The organism is Flavobacterium sp. ALJ2 (assembly GCF_015594725.1).
In the GTDB taxonomy this organism is placed as follows: Bacteria; Bacteroidota; Bacteroidia; order Flavobacteriales; family Flavobacteriaceae; genus Flavobacterium.
Window position 1 is genome coordinate 177734 of record NZ_JADNRC010000001.1, and the last position, 15238, is coordinate 192971.

The window sequence follows — 15238 nt, forward strand, 5'->3', positions numbered from 1 at the left end:
AGCAGTAAAAACGGGTTTAATACTATTAAACCCGTTTTTTACATTTTACAAAAAGCATTTCACAAAATTGTGGTCTTAAGTTCTGAATCTGTACAGATTTGATTTCTAAAATTGCACCAGAAATAGGATTGTAATTTACAAAATTAAATTTGCAAAGATTATGAATGTTCAACGGTTTGTCTTTAAGTTTAAAATCAGACCAAGGTATTTTTATTGTAGTAAATGTATAGGGTGAAGCAGGTAAATCTGCCATTGCATGAGTTCCTCCATGTACGCAGCCAGTTCCTGAATCATTTCCTTCACGAGCCTGTAATTTGATGGCTTGTGATGATTTATAAGTAATGCTAACAAAACTGGAATTGCTAGGTAAGTTGGTTGGTTTTCCGTCATTAGTTCCAGATGAAGTAATCATTACATTTAGTTCAATTTCACCAAGAGGAGAGTCTTTCGCTGTTACACGAATAAGTCTTTCTTTCTTCCGAGTGGAATTAATTATTTCCTGATTTTCTTTGGTAGGTCCTGCAATAAACCAAGTATTTGAAATGACCAAATCAAAATTGTTAGTAGTGTTTTGAAGAGTAGTAGTTTTGCAGCTCGAAAACAAGCATGAAATTATAATAAAACTCAGAGATATAATTCGATTAGTGATTGTTCTATATTTCATAAAAGATTAATCTTGTTTTTTCGCTAAAATAAATAATAAAGTAAGAACCTGTTTAAAATTTTTAACGAGGTTATTTGGCGATAGATAAAGGTAGGTTTTAAAAGAGTAATTAGATGCATTTTAAAAGAGGTTCAAAATAAGAGATTGTATTATAATGATAAGCTGTGTTTAGTTTTAGTGACAGTTTGTATTTAATATCTTTATATTTCGTATTTCATGTCATTTTAGAGTTACTAAAAAAGATTCGTCTTCACAGCTAGGATTAGTATAAAATTTTTAACTTTCCCAAAAAAACATAGCTCAATTATTACATGCAATTATCGGTTATTATCCTCAATTACAATGTACGTTATTTTTTAGAACAATGTGTTTTAAGTGTGCAACAGGCGCTTGAGAATATTGATAGTGAAATTATTGTAATAGATAATAATTCTTCAGATAATAGCTGTGAGATGATTCGCAGTCGATTTCCTGCTATAAAATTGATTGAGAATAAAGAAAATTTAGGCTTCCCAAAAGGAAATAATATAGGGGTTTCTCAGGCGAATGGAGAGTATTTGTGTATTTTAAACCCAGATACTGTAGTTGCCGAAGATACATTTACAAAAGTATTGGCCTTTGCTAAAAAGCAACATGATTTAGGAATAATAGGCGTAAATCTTATTGATGGAACAGGTAATTTTCTTCCAGAGAGCAAGCGTGGTATTCCAACTCCTTGGGTAGCTTTTACCAAAATTGCAGGATTGTATAAGATTTTCCCCAAATCAAAATACTGCAATAAATATTATGCGCAACATTTACAAGAAAACCAAACGGGAAAAGTAGAAATACTCGTTGGTGCTTTTATGATAATGAAACGAGATTTGTATAATGAAGTTGGAGGTTTCGATGAAGATTGTTTTATGTATTCTGATGATATTGATTTATCATATATGGTTTTAAAAAAAGGAAAAGCGAATTATTATTTTTCAGAAACTACTGTAATTCACTATAAAGGAGAAAGTACTATAAAGGATGGGAAATACATGAAGCGTTTTCAGGAGGCAATGAATTTCTTTTATAAGAAACATTTTAAAGTTTCTTTTTTGTTCTCACTTTTTATGAAAATAGGAATTGTTTTTTTTTCTATTCTCAAAATGATTCAGGGAAAAGTAATGATAGAAACAACACCAAAAGAGTTTTTTTTATATAGTTCAAATGATAAATTAGCCGAAAATTTGAGTTCAATTTTGCGAAATAAAGTTACATTTTGTGATTTAAAAAAAGAAAAAATGGTAAATTCGTCCCTGATTTACATAGCAAAAGGAGCAGAGGTAATTTTGGATAATCAATACATATCATTCAAGAAATGTATCGATATCTTAAAAACGGAAAGACATAAGAAGATTACTTTTAAAATTTTACCCAAAACTACTGCTTTTTTAATCGGAAGTGATTCAAGTAATGATAGAGGTAAAGTCGTTAAAATCGCATAAAAATTATATTTAATGTAAATTATATTTAAATTTTTCAGTAATTTCGTAATCTGAAAATCAAAATCACCTTTTAGGTTAACAATATGGCAAGATTTGAATTAAAACTTCCGAAAATGGGAGAAAGTGTCGCTGAAGCAACAATCACAAATTGGTTGAAACAAGTTGGAGACAAAATTGAAATGGATGAAGCAGTACTGGAAATCGCCACTGATAAAGTAGATAGCGAAGTGCCGAGTGAGGTTTCGGGAATTTTGATTGAGCAATTGTTTGGCAAAGACGATTTGGTACAAGTAGGGCAGACTATTGCCATTATTGAAACAGAAGGAGGATCGTCATTTTTAGTTGATACAGTAGCAGAAGAAACAAATGCCCCTGCAGAAGTTGCTACTATCGAAAAAACAATCGAAGCGGCTAAAGAAGTTGCAGCTCCAGCAGATTATACTACTTCAGATAAATTCTTTTCTCCTTTGGTGAAAAATATTGCTAAAGAAGAAAATGTTTCTATCGCGGAGTTAGAAAGTATAAATGGTTCAGGAAAAGACGGTCGTGTGACCAAAGAAGATATATTGGCTTATGTGGCTGGTAGAAAAAATAAAGTAGAAACTCCAAAGGTAGAAGTGAAAGTTGCTGTTGCTGCACCAGTTAAAGTGCAAGAGCAAGTAGTTTCAAAAGCGGCGCCAGTTTCAGTAAATGGAGGTGACGAAATCATAGAAATGGACAGAATGCGTAAGCTTATTTCTGGTTATATGGTGGCTTCAGTTCAAACATCAGCACACGTACAATCGTTTATTGAGGTGGATGTAACAAATATTGTAAAATGGAGAGAAAAAGTTAAAACTGCTTTTGAGAAAAGAGAAGGAGAGAAGTTAACTTTTACACCAATTATGATGGAAGCCGTTGCGAAAGCATTAAAAGACTTCCCTGGAATGAATATCTCAGTTGATGGTGATTATATCATCAAAAAGAAAAATATTAACTTAGGAATGGCAGCTGCTTTACCAAATGGAAATTTAATTGTTCCAGTAATTAAAAATGCAGATCAGCTAAACCTTGTTGGAATGGCAAAAGCGGTTAATGATTTGGGTAATCGTGCAAAAGCAGGAAAACTAAAACCAGACGATACTCAAGGAGGAACTTATACGGTAACGAATGTAGGGACCTTTGGAAGTGTTTTTGGAACACCAATTATTAATCAGCCACAAGTAGGTATTTTAGCGTTAGGAGCAATCCGTAAAGTACCAGCAGTTATAGAAACTCCAGAAGGAGATTTTATCGGGATTCGTCAAAAAATGTTCCTTTCACACAGTTATGACCATCGAGTTGTAGATGGAGCATTAGGGGGAAGTTTTGTGAAGAGAGTAGCTGAATATTTAGAGGCTTTTGATGTAAATAGAGACTTCTAGAAAATTCAATCTTATAAATAATTAACCCTTTTAACGTTTTAAATGTTGAAAGGGTTTTCTTTTTGCAACATTTTTGCATTACAGAAGGTAATCGGCAACTTTCTGAAAAAAACAAGTGAAATTCGGCTTTAAAAATTATATTTGTAAACTTATAAAATTAAAAAATGGAACTGAAACTCAATAAACCAATTTGCTTTTTTGACCTTGAAACTACAGGGATTGACATCGGAAAAGACAGAATAGTAGAAATTTCAATATTTAAAGTTTTTCCAAACGGAAATAAAGAAAGTAAAACTTGGTTGGTGAATCCTACAATTCCAATTCCGCCACAAACTACCGCTGTTCATGGGATTACCGATGAAAAAGTGGCAAATGAACCTACGTTTACGGTATTAGCACCACAGGTTTATAATATGATAAAAGATAGCGATTTGGCTGGATTTAATTCAGATCGTTTTGATATTCCGTTGTTGGCAGAAGAGCTGTTGCGTGCGGGTGTGGATTTTGATATGAAAAATAAATGCTCAGTTGATGTGCAGACAATTTTTCATAAAATGGAAGAAAGAACATTAAGTGCTGCCTTGAAGTTTTATTGCGGGAAAAGCTTAGAGAATGCGCATTCTGCAGAAGCAGATACCATGGCGACATATGAAATTCTTAAAGCGCAATTAGATCGTTATCCAGAATTGGAAAATGACATGAAGTCATTATCGGAGTTTACAACCAGAAAGAAAATAGCTGATTTTGCAGGAATGATTGCTTTTGATAAAGATGATGAAGAAGTTTTTACTTTCGGAAAACATAAAGGAGCAAAAGTAGAAAAGATCCTTGAAACAGAGCCAGGGTATTTTAGTTGGATCCAAAATGCAGACTTTCCTTTGTATACTAAAAAGGTACTGACAGCTATTAAATTAAGAAAGTTAAACACAAAATAAGATTCTAAGAAAATAAGGTTCTAAGGTTCTGAGTTTTTGTGCTTGGGTTTCTTAGTGGCTTAGTAACTTAGTGACTTAGCAACTTAAATAGAATGAAGATAATCTGTATCGGTAGAAATTATACCAATCATATCGAAGAGTTACAAAACGAACGACCAACGGAACCAGTTGTATTTATGAAGCCCGATTCGGCAGTTTTGTTAAAGCAGCACCCATTCGTGATACCTGAATTTTCTGAGGATATTCATCACGAAATAGAGTTAATTGTTAAAATTAACAAGGTGGGGAAGTACATAGAACCAAAGTTTGCGCATAAATATTACGACGAAATTAGTGTAGGTATTGATTTTACTGCTAGAGATTTACAGGCTAAATTGAAGGAGAAAGGATTACCTTGGGAAAAAGCAAAAGCTTTTGATGGTTCGGCAGTAATAGGCGATTTTTTGCCTAAGAGTCAATTTAGTTCATTGGAAAATATTACATTTGAATTAACAAATAATTCTAAGAGCGTTCAAAAAGGAAATTCCAATATGATGTTGTGGAAAATTGATGAGCTTATTTCATATGTTTCTCAATATTTTACGTTGAAAATTGGAGATATTATTTTTACAGGAACTCCAGAAGGAGTTGCGGCCGTAAAACCAGATGATGTTTTAGAAGGATTTTTAGAAGGAAAAAAATTATTCAGAATACAAGTAAAATAATGGCTTTAAAATACAACCTTTCAAAAGTGTACGCACTTTCAGATAACGATCCGGAATTTGTAAATGAAATTCTTAATTTGTTTGTAACCGAAGTTCCCGAAGATTTAAAACAAATTAAAGAAGGAATAAAAAAGAAAGATCATAAGCACGCATATGCCTATGCGCATAAGATAAAGCCAACACTTGATTTGTTGGGGCTTAATGTTGCTTTTGAAGAGATTCTTCAAGTTGAAGCTTGGACAAAGGCAGAAGGCAAGAAAAAAGCTATTGAAGAAACTTTTAAGAGTATAAAAAATCAAGTAAAAGAAGCGATTAAAGAAATTAAGAAAGACTTTGATCTCTAAAAATTAAAGATGATCTTCCTGAAGTGTCAGGTAAATTATCCATATATAAAATTCACTAACCGCATAATTGAATACAAAGGTTAGTGAATTAATTTTCTTTCTTCGTATTACTTCGCGATAAAAAGGATATCTATTACTGTCCTCTATATAATTCCTTGCGAGAAATAATCTAAATATAGTAATTTGAACTTCAGATACATGAAAGCAACAATAATAACAATTGGTGATGAAATCCTAATAGGACAAATTGTAGACACAAATTCTGGTTTTATAGCCAAATCTTTGGATAGAATTGGAGTCGAAATCCATGAGATGATTTCGATAAGTGATGATAAAGAGCATATTTTAAATACATTTTCTCAATTGCAAAACAAAGTTGATTTGGTCATTATTACAGGAGGTTTAGGGCCAACTAAAGATGATGTGACTAAAAAAACATTTTGTGATTATTTTGAAGATGAATTAGTAGTGAATCCAGAAGTTTTAGCGCATGTCACAGAGTTGATAGAAGGTTTTTATAAGCGACCGATTACTCAAATGAATAAAGATCAAGCGTTGGTTCCTTCAAAATGCACAGTGCTTCATAATAAGATGGGGACAGCACCAGGAATGTGGATGAAAAAAGAAAACACTGTTTTTGTTTCTCTTCCGGGAGTTCCTTATGAAATGAAATATTTGGTAGAAAGTGTTATAGTTCCAAAGGTTGTAAAAGAATATGAACGACCATATATTATTCATAAAACGATACTTACCTATGGACAGGGTGAAAGTTTAGTGGCAGAGCGTATCGAGGAATGGGAGAATAATTTGCCAGATTTTATAAAGTTAGCTTATTTGCCCAATCCCGGAAGAGTGCGATTGCGACTTTCGGCACGAGGCACAGATAAAGATATGCTAGAAGCGGCTATTGAGTCCAATGTACAATCACTAGATGCGATTATTAATGATATTATAGTCGGTTTCGATGATAATGAAACTATTGAGCTAGTGGTAGGGCAGTTACTAATTAAGAAAGGAAAAACAATAGCAACTGCTGAAAGTTGTACAGGAGGAAAAATAGCATCGCTTTTGTCTGCAGTTTCTGGAGCGTCAGGTTATTTTAGAGGTGGTATTGTTCCTTACTCAACCGAGTTAAAAACGACTGTTTTGGGTGTCTCAGCTAATTTAATAGAAGAAAATTCTGTCGTAAGTGCAGCGGTGGCTTCGTCGATGGCTTTGAATGTAAAACGCCTAATGAAAACGGATTATGGTATAGCGACAACTGGGAACGCCGGACCGACAAAAGGAGACTCAAATGCAGAGATTGGTACAGTTTTTATCGCAATTGCAACTCCAAACGATGTAATTGTGGAAGAATTTAATTTTGGTCAACCACGTGAAAAAGTGATAGATAGGGCTGTGATTAAAAGTTTAGAAATGTTACAGAAAGAAATTTTAAAAAATGTGCACTAATTTTTTGTTTCAATCGTTTATTTTTCTTTTCTTTGCACCCTGATTTTGAATAACGATAAAACATAAGTATAATGTCAAGAGTTTGTGACCTTACAGGTAAAAGAGCGATGGTAGGAAATAACGTTTCTCACGCTATGAACAAAACTAAGAGAAAATTTTCTGTGAACTTAGTTAAAAAGCGTTTTTATCTTCCAGAAGAAGATAGATGGATTACTCTTAGAGTAGCAGCATCTACGATAAAAACAATTAATAAAAATGGAATTTCTGCAGTTTTGAAAAAAGCGCAGTCAGAAGGATTTATCAAATAATCTTTTCCAAAATAAATATATAGCAAGATGGCAAAGAAAGGTAATAGAATCCAAGTAATTTTAGAATGCACTGAACACAAGACTTCTGGTGTAGCAGGAACTTCAAGATACATTACAACAAAGAACAAAAAAAATACTCCAGACAGATTAGAGATTAAGAAATTTAATCCAATCTTGAAACGTGTAACTGTTCACAAAGAAATTAAGTAATAATTAGAGATTTTATAAATCTCAATGGTTTTCCATTAGAGCTTTATAAAAACTTCAAATAACATTTGAATCATGGCAAAGAAAACCGTAGCATCGTTACAAACAGCTTCTAAGAGATTATCAAAAGCCATCAAAATGGTGAAATCTCCAAAAACTGGTGCATATACATTCGTAGAATCTATTATGGCTCCTGAAGAAATTGATACTTTCTTGAAAAAGAAATAATTAACAATTACAATATATAGAAAAGCTACTTTCATTCGGAAGTAGCTTTTTTATTTTTTATATTTGTCTCAAGATTTAGAGAAACCATACAAAAGCTCTTTTTAATCAATGTTTCACTTTTATTACAATTGTTTGTTCTGAGCCCCAGAACGGAAAGGGTTTTTAGCAAGCATAGTTTGCTTAATTCTTATGAAATTGGAAATCATATGAAGTAATTGGAGCTAATTAAAGTCATTTGGTCTTCTTTAAACTCTAGAATTGTTGTAGATTGTGAGAAAAATCTAAATAATTCTAAAAACTAACAACCTATATAAAATGAGTTTTTTTAAAAAAATATTTTCATCCGACAAAAAAGAGACATTAGACAAGAGTCTTGAGAAATCAAAAACATCTTTCTTTTCTAAATTAAGTAAAGCAGTAGCTGGTAAATCTAAAGTCGATGACGACGTCTTAGATAATTTGGAAGAAATCCTAGTTTCGTCGGATGTTGGAGTAGAGACAACTCTAAAAATTATTACCCGAATAGAAAGCCGAGTAGCAGCCGATAAATATCTTGGTATTGATGAGTTAAATCAAATCTTGCGAGAAGAAATTGCAGGTTTATTGTCAGAAACTAACACAGGAGAGGCTACCGAATTTCTTATTCCTATTCAGACAAAGCCATATGTTTTAATGGTGGTAGGGGTAAATGGAGTAGGAAAGACTACAACTATAGGGAAATTAGCTTATCAGTTTAAAAAAGCGGGTTATAAAGTAGTGTTAGGTGCAGCAGATACTTTTCGTGCAGCAGCAATTGACCAATTGCAAATTTGGGCTGATCGTGTAGATGTGCCGATTGTAAGACAAAATATGGGTAGTGATCCAGCATCAGTAGCATTTGATACCTTACAATCTGCAGTAGCACAAAATGCAGATGTAGTAATAATTGATACTGCAGGGCGTTTACACAACAAAATTAATTTGATGAACGAACTTACAAAAGTAAAACGCGTAATGCAAAAAGTTGTAGCCGATGCACCGCACGATGTACTTTTGGTTTTGGATGGTTCAACTGGTCAAAATGCTTTTGAACAAGCTAAGCAGTTTACAGCAGCAACCGAAGTAACAGCCCTAGCTGTAACCAAATTAGATGGCACTGCCAAAGGTGGTGTTGTAATTGGTATTTCGGATCAGTTTAAAATTCCTGTAAAATACATTGGTGTTGGTGAAGGAATTGAAGACTTACAGGTTTTTAATAAGTACGAGTTTATAGATAGTTTCTTTAAATAATTTCAAGATGAGTTTTAATACTATTCCTCCAATATATTTTTATTTTGGCAGCATCCTTTCTTTTGTTTTGTCTAATATTTTTAGAGAACAAAATCTAACAGTATATTACATTTTATTGATAATAGGTGTTATTTTGTTTCTTCTTGGTCTTCTTAGAAGGATACAAACAAAAAGATGATTTAATAAGGAGATATTTTTAATGTCGTTTTATAATATAAAGCTTTTCGTTATTAGGATAAGCTTTGTTTAATGTATAAAAAACCAAGGAAAACTTATCGTATTCGTTGGTTTTTTTGCTTTATAGATAAGTCTGAATAAATGGAATAGTTTATTGGGTTTTGGCATTTTTTTCTTCTTTATCAATTTTATAAAGTTAACTTTGTGTTTAATAAAAAGCATCCATAATTACCGTGAAGTTTTAGCCCTGATAGGAGCGGTATCCTTTATTGTGATTTCTTTTTCATAATAAAGATATAGCGAATAGCAGGAAGTAGCTTCTCAAAAATAAATAAATTATAATGAAAAATGTATTTAAAATTCTCTTAGTATCATTTTTGTTTGTTGCTTGTCAACAGAAAATAGAGCCTGCCGATATTGCTAAATTAAATGGATATTGGGAGATTGAAAAAGTAGTTTTTGACAAGGGTGAGGATAAAGATTATGGAATGAATGAGAGCTATGATTATTTTATGATCGGATCTGATAATGCAGGAACTCGCCAAAAAGTAATGCCACAATTGGATGGAACTTTTGTAACAAATGATGTGCATGAGGATGTAAAAGTTAGATTTAAAGAAGGTAAAGCCTTTTTAGACTATTCAACACCTTATATGAAATGGAGTGAAGAATTAATTGCTTTAACAGATAGTGAATTAGTGCTGTTAAATGCGGAGAAGAAAGAGTATCATTATAAAAAAGCAGGACCAATTAATATTACAGACAATGGCAAAAAGACTAAATAATCAGAGTAGCGTTGGTGATATTTTGCAAAAAATTATCCAGGTAAATAAGCTCCAGCCTGGTATGGATCAGATTGATGTAAAAGAGGCATGGCGACAACTGATGGGGAATGGTGTAAATAGTTATACCCGAAATGTAGTTTTAAAAGGAACTACATTATATGTAGAACTTACATCATCAGTTTTAAGAGAGGAACTGACTCATGGAAAATCAAAAATCATTACAATGATAAATGAAGAATTGCGTAGAGATGTAGTTCGTGATGTAGTTTTGAGATAGATAGTTTTCAGTCTCAGTACAAACAGAGTTATATAAAAAAGTCCCATTTCATTTGAAATGGGACTTTTTTTATGATGTAAACTGTCATAGTAAAACTGTGACTGATTTACTGAATACTAGAATTGCTCTCTTCCTGCAAAATGGAATGCACCTTCGATAGCAGCATTTTCGTCGCTATCAGAACCGTGAACTGCATTTTCTCCGATAGAAGTTGCATATGCTTTACGAATTGTTCCTTCAGCAGCTTCAGCAGGGTTTGTAGCTCCGATTAAAGTTCTGAAATCTTCAACAGCGTTGTCTTTTTCTAAAATTGCAGCAACAATTGGTCCGCGAGACATAAATTCTACTAATTCTCCGTAGAAAGGTCTTGCAGCATGAACAGCATAAAATGCTTGAGCATCAGCTACAGTTAATTGAGTTAATTTTAATGAAACGATTTTAAATCCTCCATTAGTAATCATTGCTAAGATATTTCCGATGTGTCCGTTTTGAACTGCATCTGGCTTAATCATTGTAAAAGTTCTATTTGTTGCCATTTTTGTTTTTATTAAATTTTGTGCAAAAATAGACTTTTTTTATGAATTCAATTTAATAAATTCATAATTAAAACTACACAGGCTGTCTTTATGATAATTAATGTTTAGAAATAGCGAATCGATTGCAATGTACTAGTACAGACACACTGCAGTGTGTCTGTGTTTTGCATATATGGTTAAGGAAATTAAACCTTAAAAATAAGTTTGTTCTTGTAGAAAATCCATAAAATGAATGTCCAAATAGCAACATATGTGAGGGCACCAGCTAATGAAGCTGTCATTGGATTACTGAAAAATGGTGCAATTCCAAAACGATATAAATAATCTAAAAGATTGATTTGTTGATCCGGATTATGTGGGTTTTTAAATTGAACCATTACCAATCCTTGCGGGATAATTTGAGAAAAGAAAAATACAATCATTGGATTTACTCCCCAAATCAAGAATAATTTAATTCCTTTTTTTAAGTTTAAAATATCAATAAGATAATATAACAATGCTAGACAAGTAGTTGCTAGCCCCGCAGTATATAATACGTATGTACTTGTCCATAAGGATTTGTTTATTGGAAAAACAATACTCCAAATTTGAGCAACAATGATTAGAATTATACCAATGATTGCCATTTTTTTAGCAATCTCTATTTTGGGTATAGAAAGGTGTAATAACTGACCAATAAGTAAACCAATAATTCCAGTCGCAATTGATGGAATTGTACTTAAAACACCTTCAGGATCCCATGTTATGGTTCCGCGGTACATATGCCCTTTTAATAAGATACTATCTATCCAAGAAGCCAGATTGGTGCCTTTATCAAAATTAGCTTCTCCAATTCCCGGAACAGGAATTAATGCCATTACTGCCCAATATCCTAATAATAAGAGTGAAGTAACTAGTATTTGTGTTCTTTGGTTAGATTTTAAATATAAAAGAGAGACTACAAAATATACAATTGCGATACGTTGTAGCACCCCTGGAAGCCTCACGTCTTGATACGCTTCAATACCGCTGTAAGCCAAAAAGAGGTAAATAAATAGGATTGAAAAGGCTAGAATATTTTTTATTTTAGAGCTAAAATTACCCATTAATGCATATCCTACTGCAATAGTTATGATTAATCGACCAATAAGCAACGGAATACCTTCGAGCCCAAAAAGTTGTATTTTGGCAAAGAAATTAAAGAAAATTCCAAGACAAAACATTCGTAACGAACGTACTACTATTTTATTAAAAGTTTTGCTGTCAAAGGTTTTTGTAGGCATTGCAAAAGAAACGGCAACTCCCATAATGAAGATGAAAAATGGAAAAACCAAATCCGTTGGTGTGCAACCATGCCACTCAGAATGTAATAGAGGAGGGTAAATAGCGCTCCAGCTTCCTGGATTATTGACGATTGTCATTAATAAAATAGTTAATCCTCTGAAGACATCTAGTGAAATCAAACGCTCTCTGGTCATAATGTTTTGGTAATAGGTTAGTTTTTGTTTTAAAAGTTGTTAATTTGGTTTAGAGGGTAATAATTTCAGAAGTAAGCGGTTATTTATTTTCTTATGATTATTACTTTATTGTTTTGTTCTTAAGAGCCTGTCTAAATTTTGAACGGATTCTTATATTGTTATAACATTAAAATTAGATTCTAATGGTTTTAATTCTTTAATTAAAAGCGGAATTAATTCTTCACCATTTTCCAGATAAAATTCCGAAAAATTGGCTTGGCGTTCCTGTAAGCTTCTGTTAGGGAATAATTCATTTTGCAAGTTGGTAATACGTTGCAAAATATCATTTAACTTTCTTTTTTGAGCTTTTAATAATCTTTTTTCAAGGTTTTCTAATCCTTTTATTTGTTTAATTTCTTGTGCTTTTACAGCTCCTGTAAACGATTTGTCAGTTTGATTTGCCAATTCATAAAGATATTCGAATTGCTTCTGTAAAATCTCTTTTTGAGGTGTTAAATCAATAGAAAATGGAGATAATTCTCTTGTGCTTTTATTGATTAAATTTTCTTGCTTTGAGAATAAATCGCTCCATGATAGATTTAATTGATCCGCTTTTTTGACTTGTTTTTCAGTTGCTAAAAGTACCGAATTTCTAATTAAAAGCATTGGAAAAGTAATCTTTACGGTCTCAAAAAAGGACTTTAATTCTAACCAATAGGCGATTTCTCCACCTCCGCCAATATAGCATAAATTTGGTAGAATAATTTCCTGATATAGCGGACGCATAATCACATTTGGACTGAATTTTTCGGGATTACTTTCTGTTAAATCGAAGATTTCTTGTTTGGTAAATTCAATTCGGGTATTGTTTATTTTATATTTTCCATTTTCAAGAATAATACGTTCGCGTAATTCATCTTCGATATAAAATAAATTAATCTCACGAGGATTTACCTGAATTGTATAATCTTTTAGTTTTTCAATAGTTTCCTGAACGGCTTTATAAGAAGATTGGGATTCTAGTTCTTCTTTTATATAAGGAATAAAGGCACGTTTTAAATCGGTATTGTCGGCATCTAGAATTACTAAACCTTGTGAAGCAAATAAACTATTTGCTAAATAACGAGTTGCATCTGCAAGGTTATCATGCTTTAAATAAGCTTCCTTGAATATTTTTTTTAAGACGTTGGCATTAGTGCTAGAACCTAATTCTAAAGCATATATTTCGAAAAAACCGTCAAGCCCTTTTGTTGATAATCTGCCTACAGGTCCACTACTTTCAGCATTCCATCGGAATTTTTTACCTTTAAAATTGAAGTAATTAATCTCTTCAAAATCATGATCTTCGGTTGCCATCCAATAAATGGGAACAAAGTTATAAGAAGGATATTTTAACTTTAATTCGGTGGTAAGGTTTATTGTAGAAATGATTTTATACAAAAAATATAGAGGGCCACTAAATAAGTTTAATTGATGCCCAGTTGTTACTGTAAATGTATTTGGAAGCGCTAATGCTTCAATATTTTGTTTGGTTGAATCCGAAAGTTCAATCGTAGCATACTGCTCTTTTAAGACAGAAACCAAAGGCACTCTATTGTTATCATCGAAATTTTGTTGTTTTTCGATGATTTGTTTCTCAAAGTTTTCCAGTATTGGAAAATTATTATATAGCGGTTTTAAATCCGATTTTTGCTCTAAATAATCATGTATCAATGTTGAAAAATATCCTGAGGTTTGGTAGCTGATACAGTCGGTTGGCATAAGTATTGGTTTATATTTAATAGCTGTAAATTTAATCAAAATTTATACTTAAAAATGGATTTAACTATTGCTTATGATTTGATTTTTATAAAAACATATAATTATCTAAAAATCAATAAGTTAAAATCCGCATAAGAAAATACTTGTTTTTGAATTTGTTTATTTGAAAAATAATTTGCAAAATTTGCATCAGAAAATAAATCATTAACCAATTAATAACGAAGACAATGTTTGTATTAAACCTTACCTCTCAAAACATCACATCAGAATTAGATTCTGTTGTCATGTGTCTTCGTGGCTTTTCGCAATCATAGCAAATCAATTTTAGATATATGAATAAGCCCGAAGGAAATTAACTTTCGGGCTTTTTTTATTCTAGACACTTCAAAAAATTCCCGATACCCCGAACTCAATTTATCTATTGGAGATAAAATGCTTTTGTCTTGTATTTTTTAATACTTGACAGGAAAACTATAATTTAAATTTTTTAAAATGGATAATTATCTTTTAGATGATTACATCCAATGTAGTCGTTTAAAGAAAAAAAGGCAAAAAAAGAGATTAGTTAAAGAGGATTTTGAAAAACAATTAATTCAGCTAGATAAGCTTGAAGGTGAACTTTGGAAAAAGAAAAGATGTTTGCCTTTAGTTCCTTTAGCAACGCCTTACCAAAAAGGATGGCAGCGCTATTTTGTATTAAGGGAAGATATAGCAAGATCTAAAGAGGCATTGTTCTATAAAACGGTATTGGAAAAGATAAATACAGTACAATATTCTTCTGATAAATCTTTTAAGAAAAAGAAAAAGAGAAAAAGAAAACATGTATATGTTGAAAAACTTCAGACTCTAAAAGAGTTTTCAGAATCGGAATGGAGAAGCCCAAAATTAGCTTTGACTGAGAAAGAAAAAACACATTTTTATAAAAGGGAACGTTGGTGTCCTAATTGTAAACGCTATAAAGTACATTATGTATTTAATGAACCTTGGCGCTATGTATTACGTGTCAGGCCAAATATGATAACACATACTAAAATGGTCGATGCAGTTTTAGAAAGTGAAATAGATAGGATAGAAAATTATCTAATAAGAAATTTTCTTCGAAATACGATAATGAAAATGAAACATGGAAGTGTGAACAATTGGAGATGGAGAGAGAATAAACAATTGAAATATCAAAATCCATTAGACTACAAACAAATTCATACCGTAATGGATGAATATTATAAAGAAAAAGAATATCTAAATAGTGGGGAAAGAGACCCCAAAGATAAATAATA

17 protein-coding genes are annotated in these 15238 nt (G+C 32.0%); 13 read left to right on the plus strand and 4 right to left on the minus strand.

Annotated elements, in window-relative coordinates; translation table 11 throughout:
• Positions 1-25: 25 nt before the first annotated feature.
• On the minus strand, positions 26-664 hold the full coding sequence (locus tag IUY40_RS00840) for a hypothetical protein (protein WP_195734996.1): 639 nt from the start codon (positions 662-664) through the stop codon (positions 26-28).
• Between the two features lie 311 nt (positions 665-975).
• Between IUY40_RS00840 and IUY40_RS00845 the strand changes: the two genes are divergently transcribed.
• From IUY40_RS00845 to IUY40_RS00900, 12 genes are all read left to right on the plus strand, one after another.
• Complete coding sequence (locus IUY40_RS00845; RefSeq protein ID WP_195734997.1) at positions 976-2139, plus strand: glycosyltransferase family 2 protein; 1164 nt, start codon at positions 976-978, stop codon at positions 2137-2139.
• An 83-nt stretch (positions 2140-2222) separates the two neighbouring features.
• Positions 2223-3542, plus strand: a complete 1320-nt coding sequence (locus IUY40_RS00850; RefSeq protein WP_195734998.1) for a dihydrolipoamide acetyltransferase family protein — start codon at positions 2223-2225, stop codon at positions 3540-3542.
• Between the two features lie 164 nt (positions 3543-3706).
• Positions 3707-4477 (plus strand): 3'-5' exonuclease, encoded by a 771-nt coding sequence (locus IUY40_RS00855; RefSeq protein ID WP_195734999.1) that lies wholly within the window; start codon positions 3707-3709, stop codon positions 4475-4477.
• A 92-nt stretch (positions 4478-4569) separates the two neighbouring features.
• Positions 4570-5181 (plus strand): fumarylacetoacetate hydrolase family protein, encoded by a 612-nt coding sequence (locus IUY40_RS00860; RefSeq protein ID WP_195735000.1) that lies wholly within the window; start codon positions 4570-4572, stop codon positions 5179-5181.
• Positions 5181-5525 (plus strand): Hpt domain-containing protein, encoded by a 345-nt coding sequence (locus IUY40_RS00865; protein WP_035625977.1) that lies wholly within the window; start codon positions 5181-5183, stop codon positions 5523-5525. Before IUY40_RS00860 ends, IUY40_RS00865 begins: the two co-directional genes overlap by 1 nt.
• Positions 5526-5723: 198 nt before the next feature.
• The gene (locus IUY40_RS00870) at positions 5724-6977 is read left to right on the plus strand and encodes a CinA family nicotinamide mononucleotide deamidase-related protein (RefSeq protein WP_195735001.1); all 1254 of its coding nucleotides are present in this window, start codon (positions 5724-5726) and stop codon (positions 6975-6977) included.
• A 71-nt stretch (positions 6978-7048) separates the two neighbouring features.
• Positions 7049-7285: a 50S ribosomal protein L28 gene (rpmB, locus tag IUY40_RS00875; RefSeq protein ID WP_007805815.1), complete on the plus strand. Its 237-nt coding sequence runs from the start codon at positions 7049-7051 to the stop codon at positions 7283-7285.
• Positions 7286-7312: 27 nt separating this feature from the next.
• On the plus strand, positions 7313-7495 hold the full coding sequence (rpmG, locus tag IUY40_RS00880; RefSeq protein ID WP_017495179.1) for a 50S ribosomal protein L33: 183 nt from the start codon (positions 7313-7315) through the stop codon (positions 7493-7495).
• Positions 7496-7567: 72 nt separating this feature from the next.
• Positions 7568-7720, plus strand: a complete 153-nt coding sequence (locus IUY40_RS00885; RefSeq protein ID WP_195735002.1) for a DUF4295 domain-containing protein — start codon at positions 7568-7570, stop codon at positions 7718-7720.
• Positions 7721-8035: 315 nt separating this feature from the next.
• Positions 8036-8989 (plus strand): signal recognition particle-docking protein FtsY, encoded by a 954-nt coding sequence (ftsY, locus tag IUY40_RS00890; RefSeq protein ID WP_195735003.1) that lies wholly within the window; start codon positions 8036-8038, stop codon positions 8987-8989.
• A 518-nt stretch (positions 8990-9507) separates the two neighbouring features.
• On the plus strand, positions 9508-9951 hold the full coding sequence (locus IUY40_RS00895; protein ID WP_195735004.1) for a lipocalin family protein: 444 nt from the start codon (positions 9508-9510) through the stop codon (positions 9949-9951).
• Positions 9932-10228 carry a DUF721 domain-containing protein gene (locus IUY40_RS00900; RefSeq protein ID WP_195735005.1) on the plus strand — a complete coding sequence of 99 codons (297 nt, stop codon included), beginning with the start codon at positions 9932-9934 and terminating at the stop codon, positions 10226-10228. The genes IUY40_RS00895 and IUY40_RS00900 overlap by 20 nt, the downstream gene beginning before the upstream one ends.
• 116 nt (positions 10229-10344) lie before the next feature.
• Here the strand turns inward: IUY40_RS00900 and IUY40_RS00905 are convergent, their stop codons facing one another.
• The 3 genes from IUY40_RS00905 to bshC form a co-directional block, all read right to left on the minus strand.
• On the minus strand, positions 10345-10764 hold the full coding sequence (locus tag IUY40_RS00905) for a nucleoside-diphosphate kinase (protein ID WP_035625955.1): 420 nt from the start codon (positions 10762-10764) through the stop codon (positions 10345-10347).
• A gap of 185 nt (positions 10765-10949) precedes the next feature.
• Positions 10950-12221, minus strand: coding sequence for a DUF5009 domain-containing protein (locus IUY40_RS00910; protein ID WP_195735006.1), 1272 nt, complete (start codon positions 12219-12221; stop codon positions 10950-10952).
• 150 nt (positions 12222-12371) lie between these two features.
• Entirely contained in the window at positions 12372-13961 is a 1590-nt protein-coding gene (gene bshC, locus IUY40_RS00915) for a bacillithiol biosynthesis cysteine-adding enzyme BshC (RefSeq protein ID WP_195735007.1), read from the minus strand.
• A 492-nt stretch (positions 13962-14453) separates the two neighbouring features.
• On the opposite strand from bshC, the gene IUY40_RS00920 reads away from it, so the two are divergent.
• Positions 14454-15236, plus strand: coding sequence for a hypothetical protein (locus IUY40_RS00920; protein WP_195735008.1), 783 nt, complete (start codon positions 14454-14456; stop codon positions 15234-15236).
• Positions 15237-15238 lie beyond the last annotated feature (2 nt).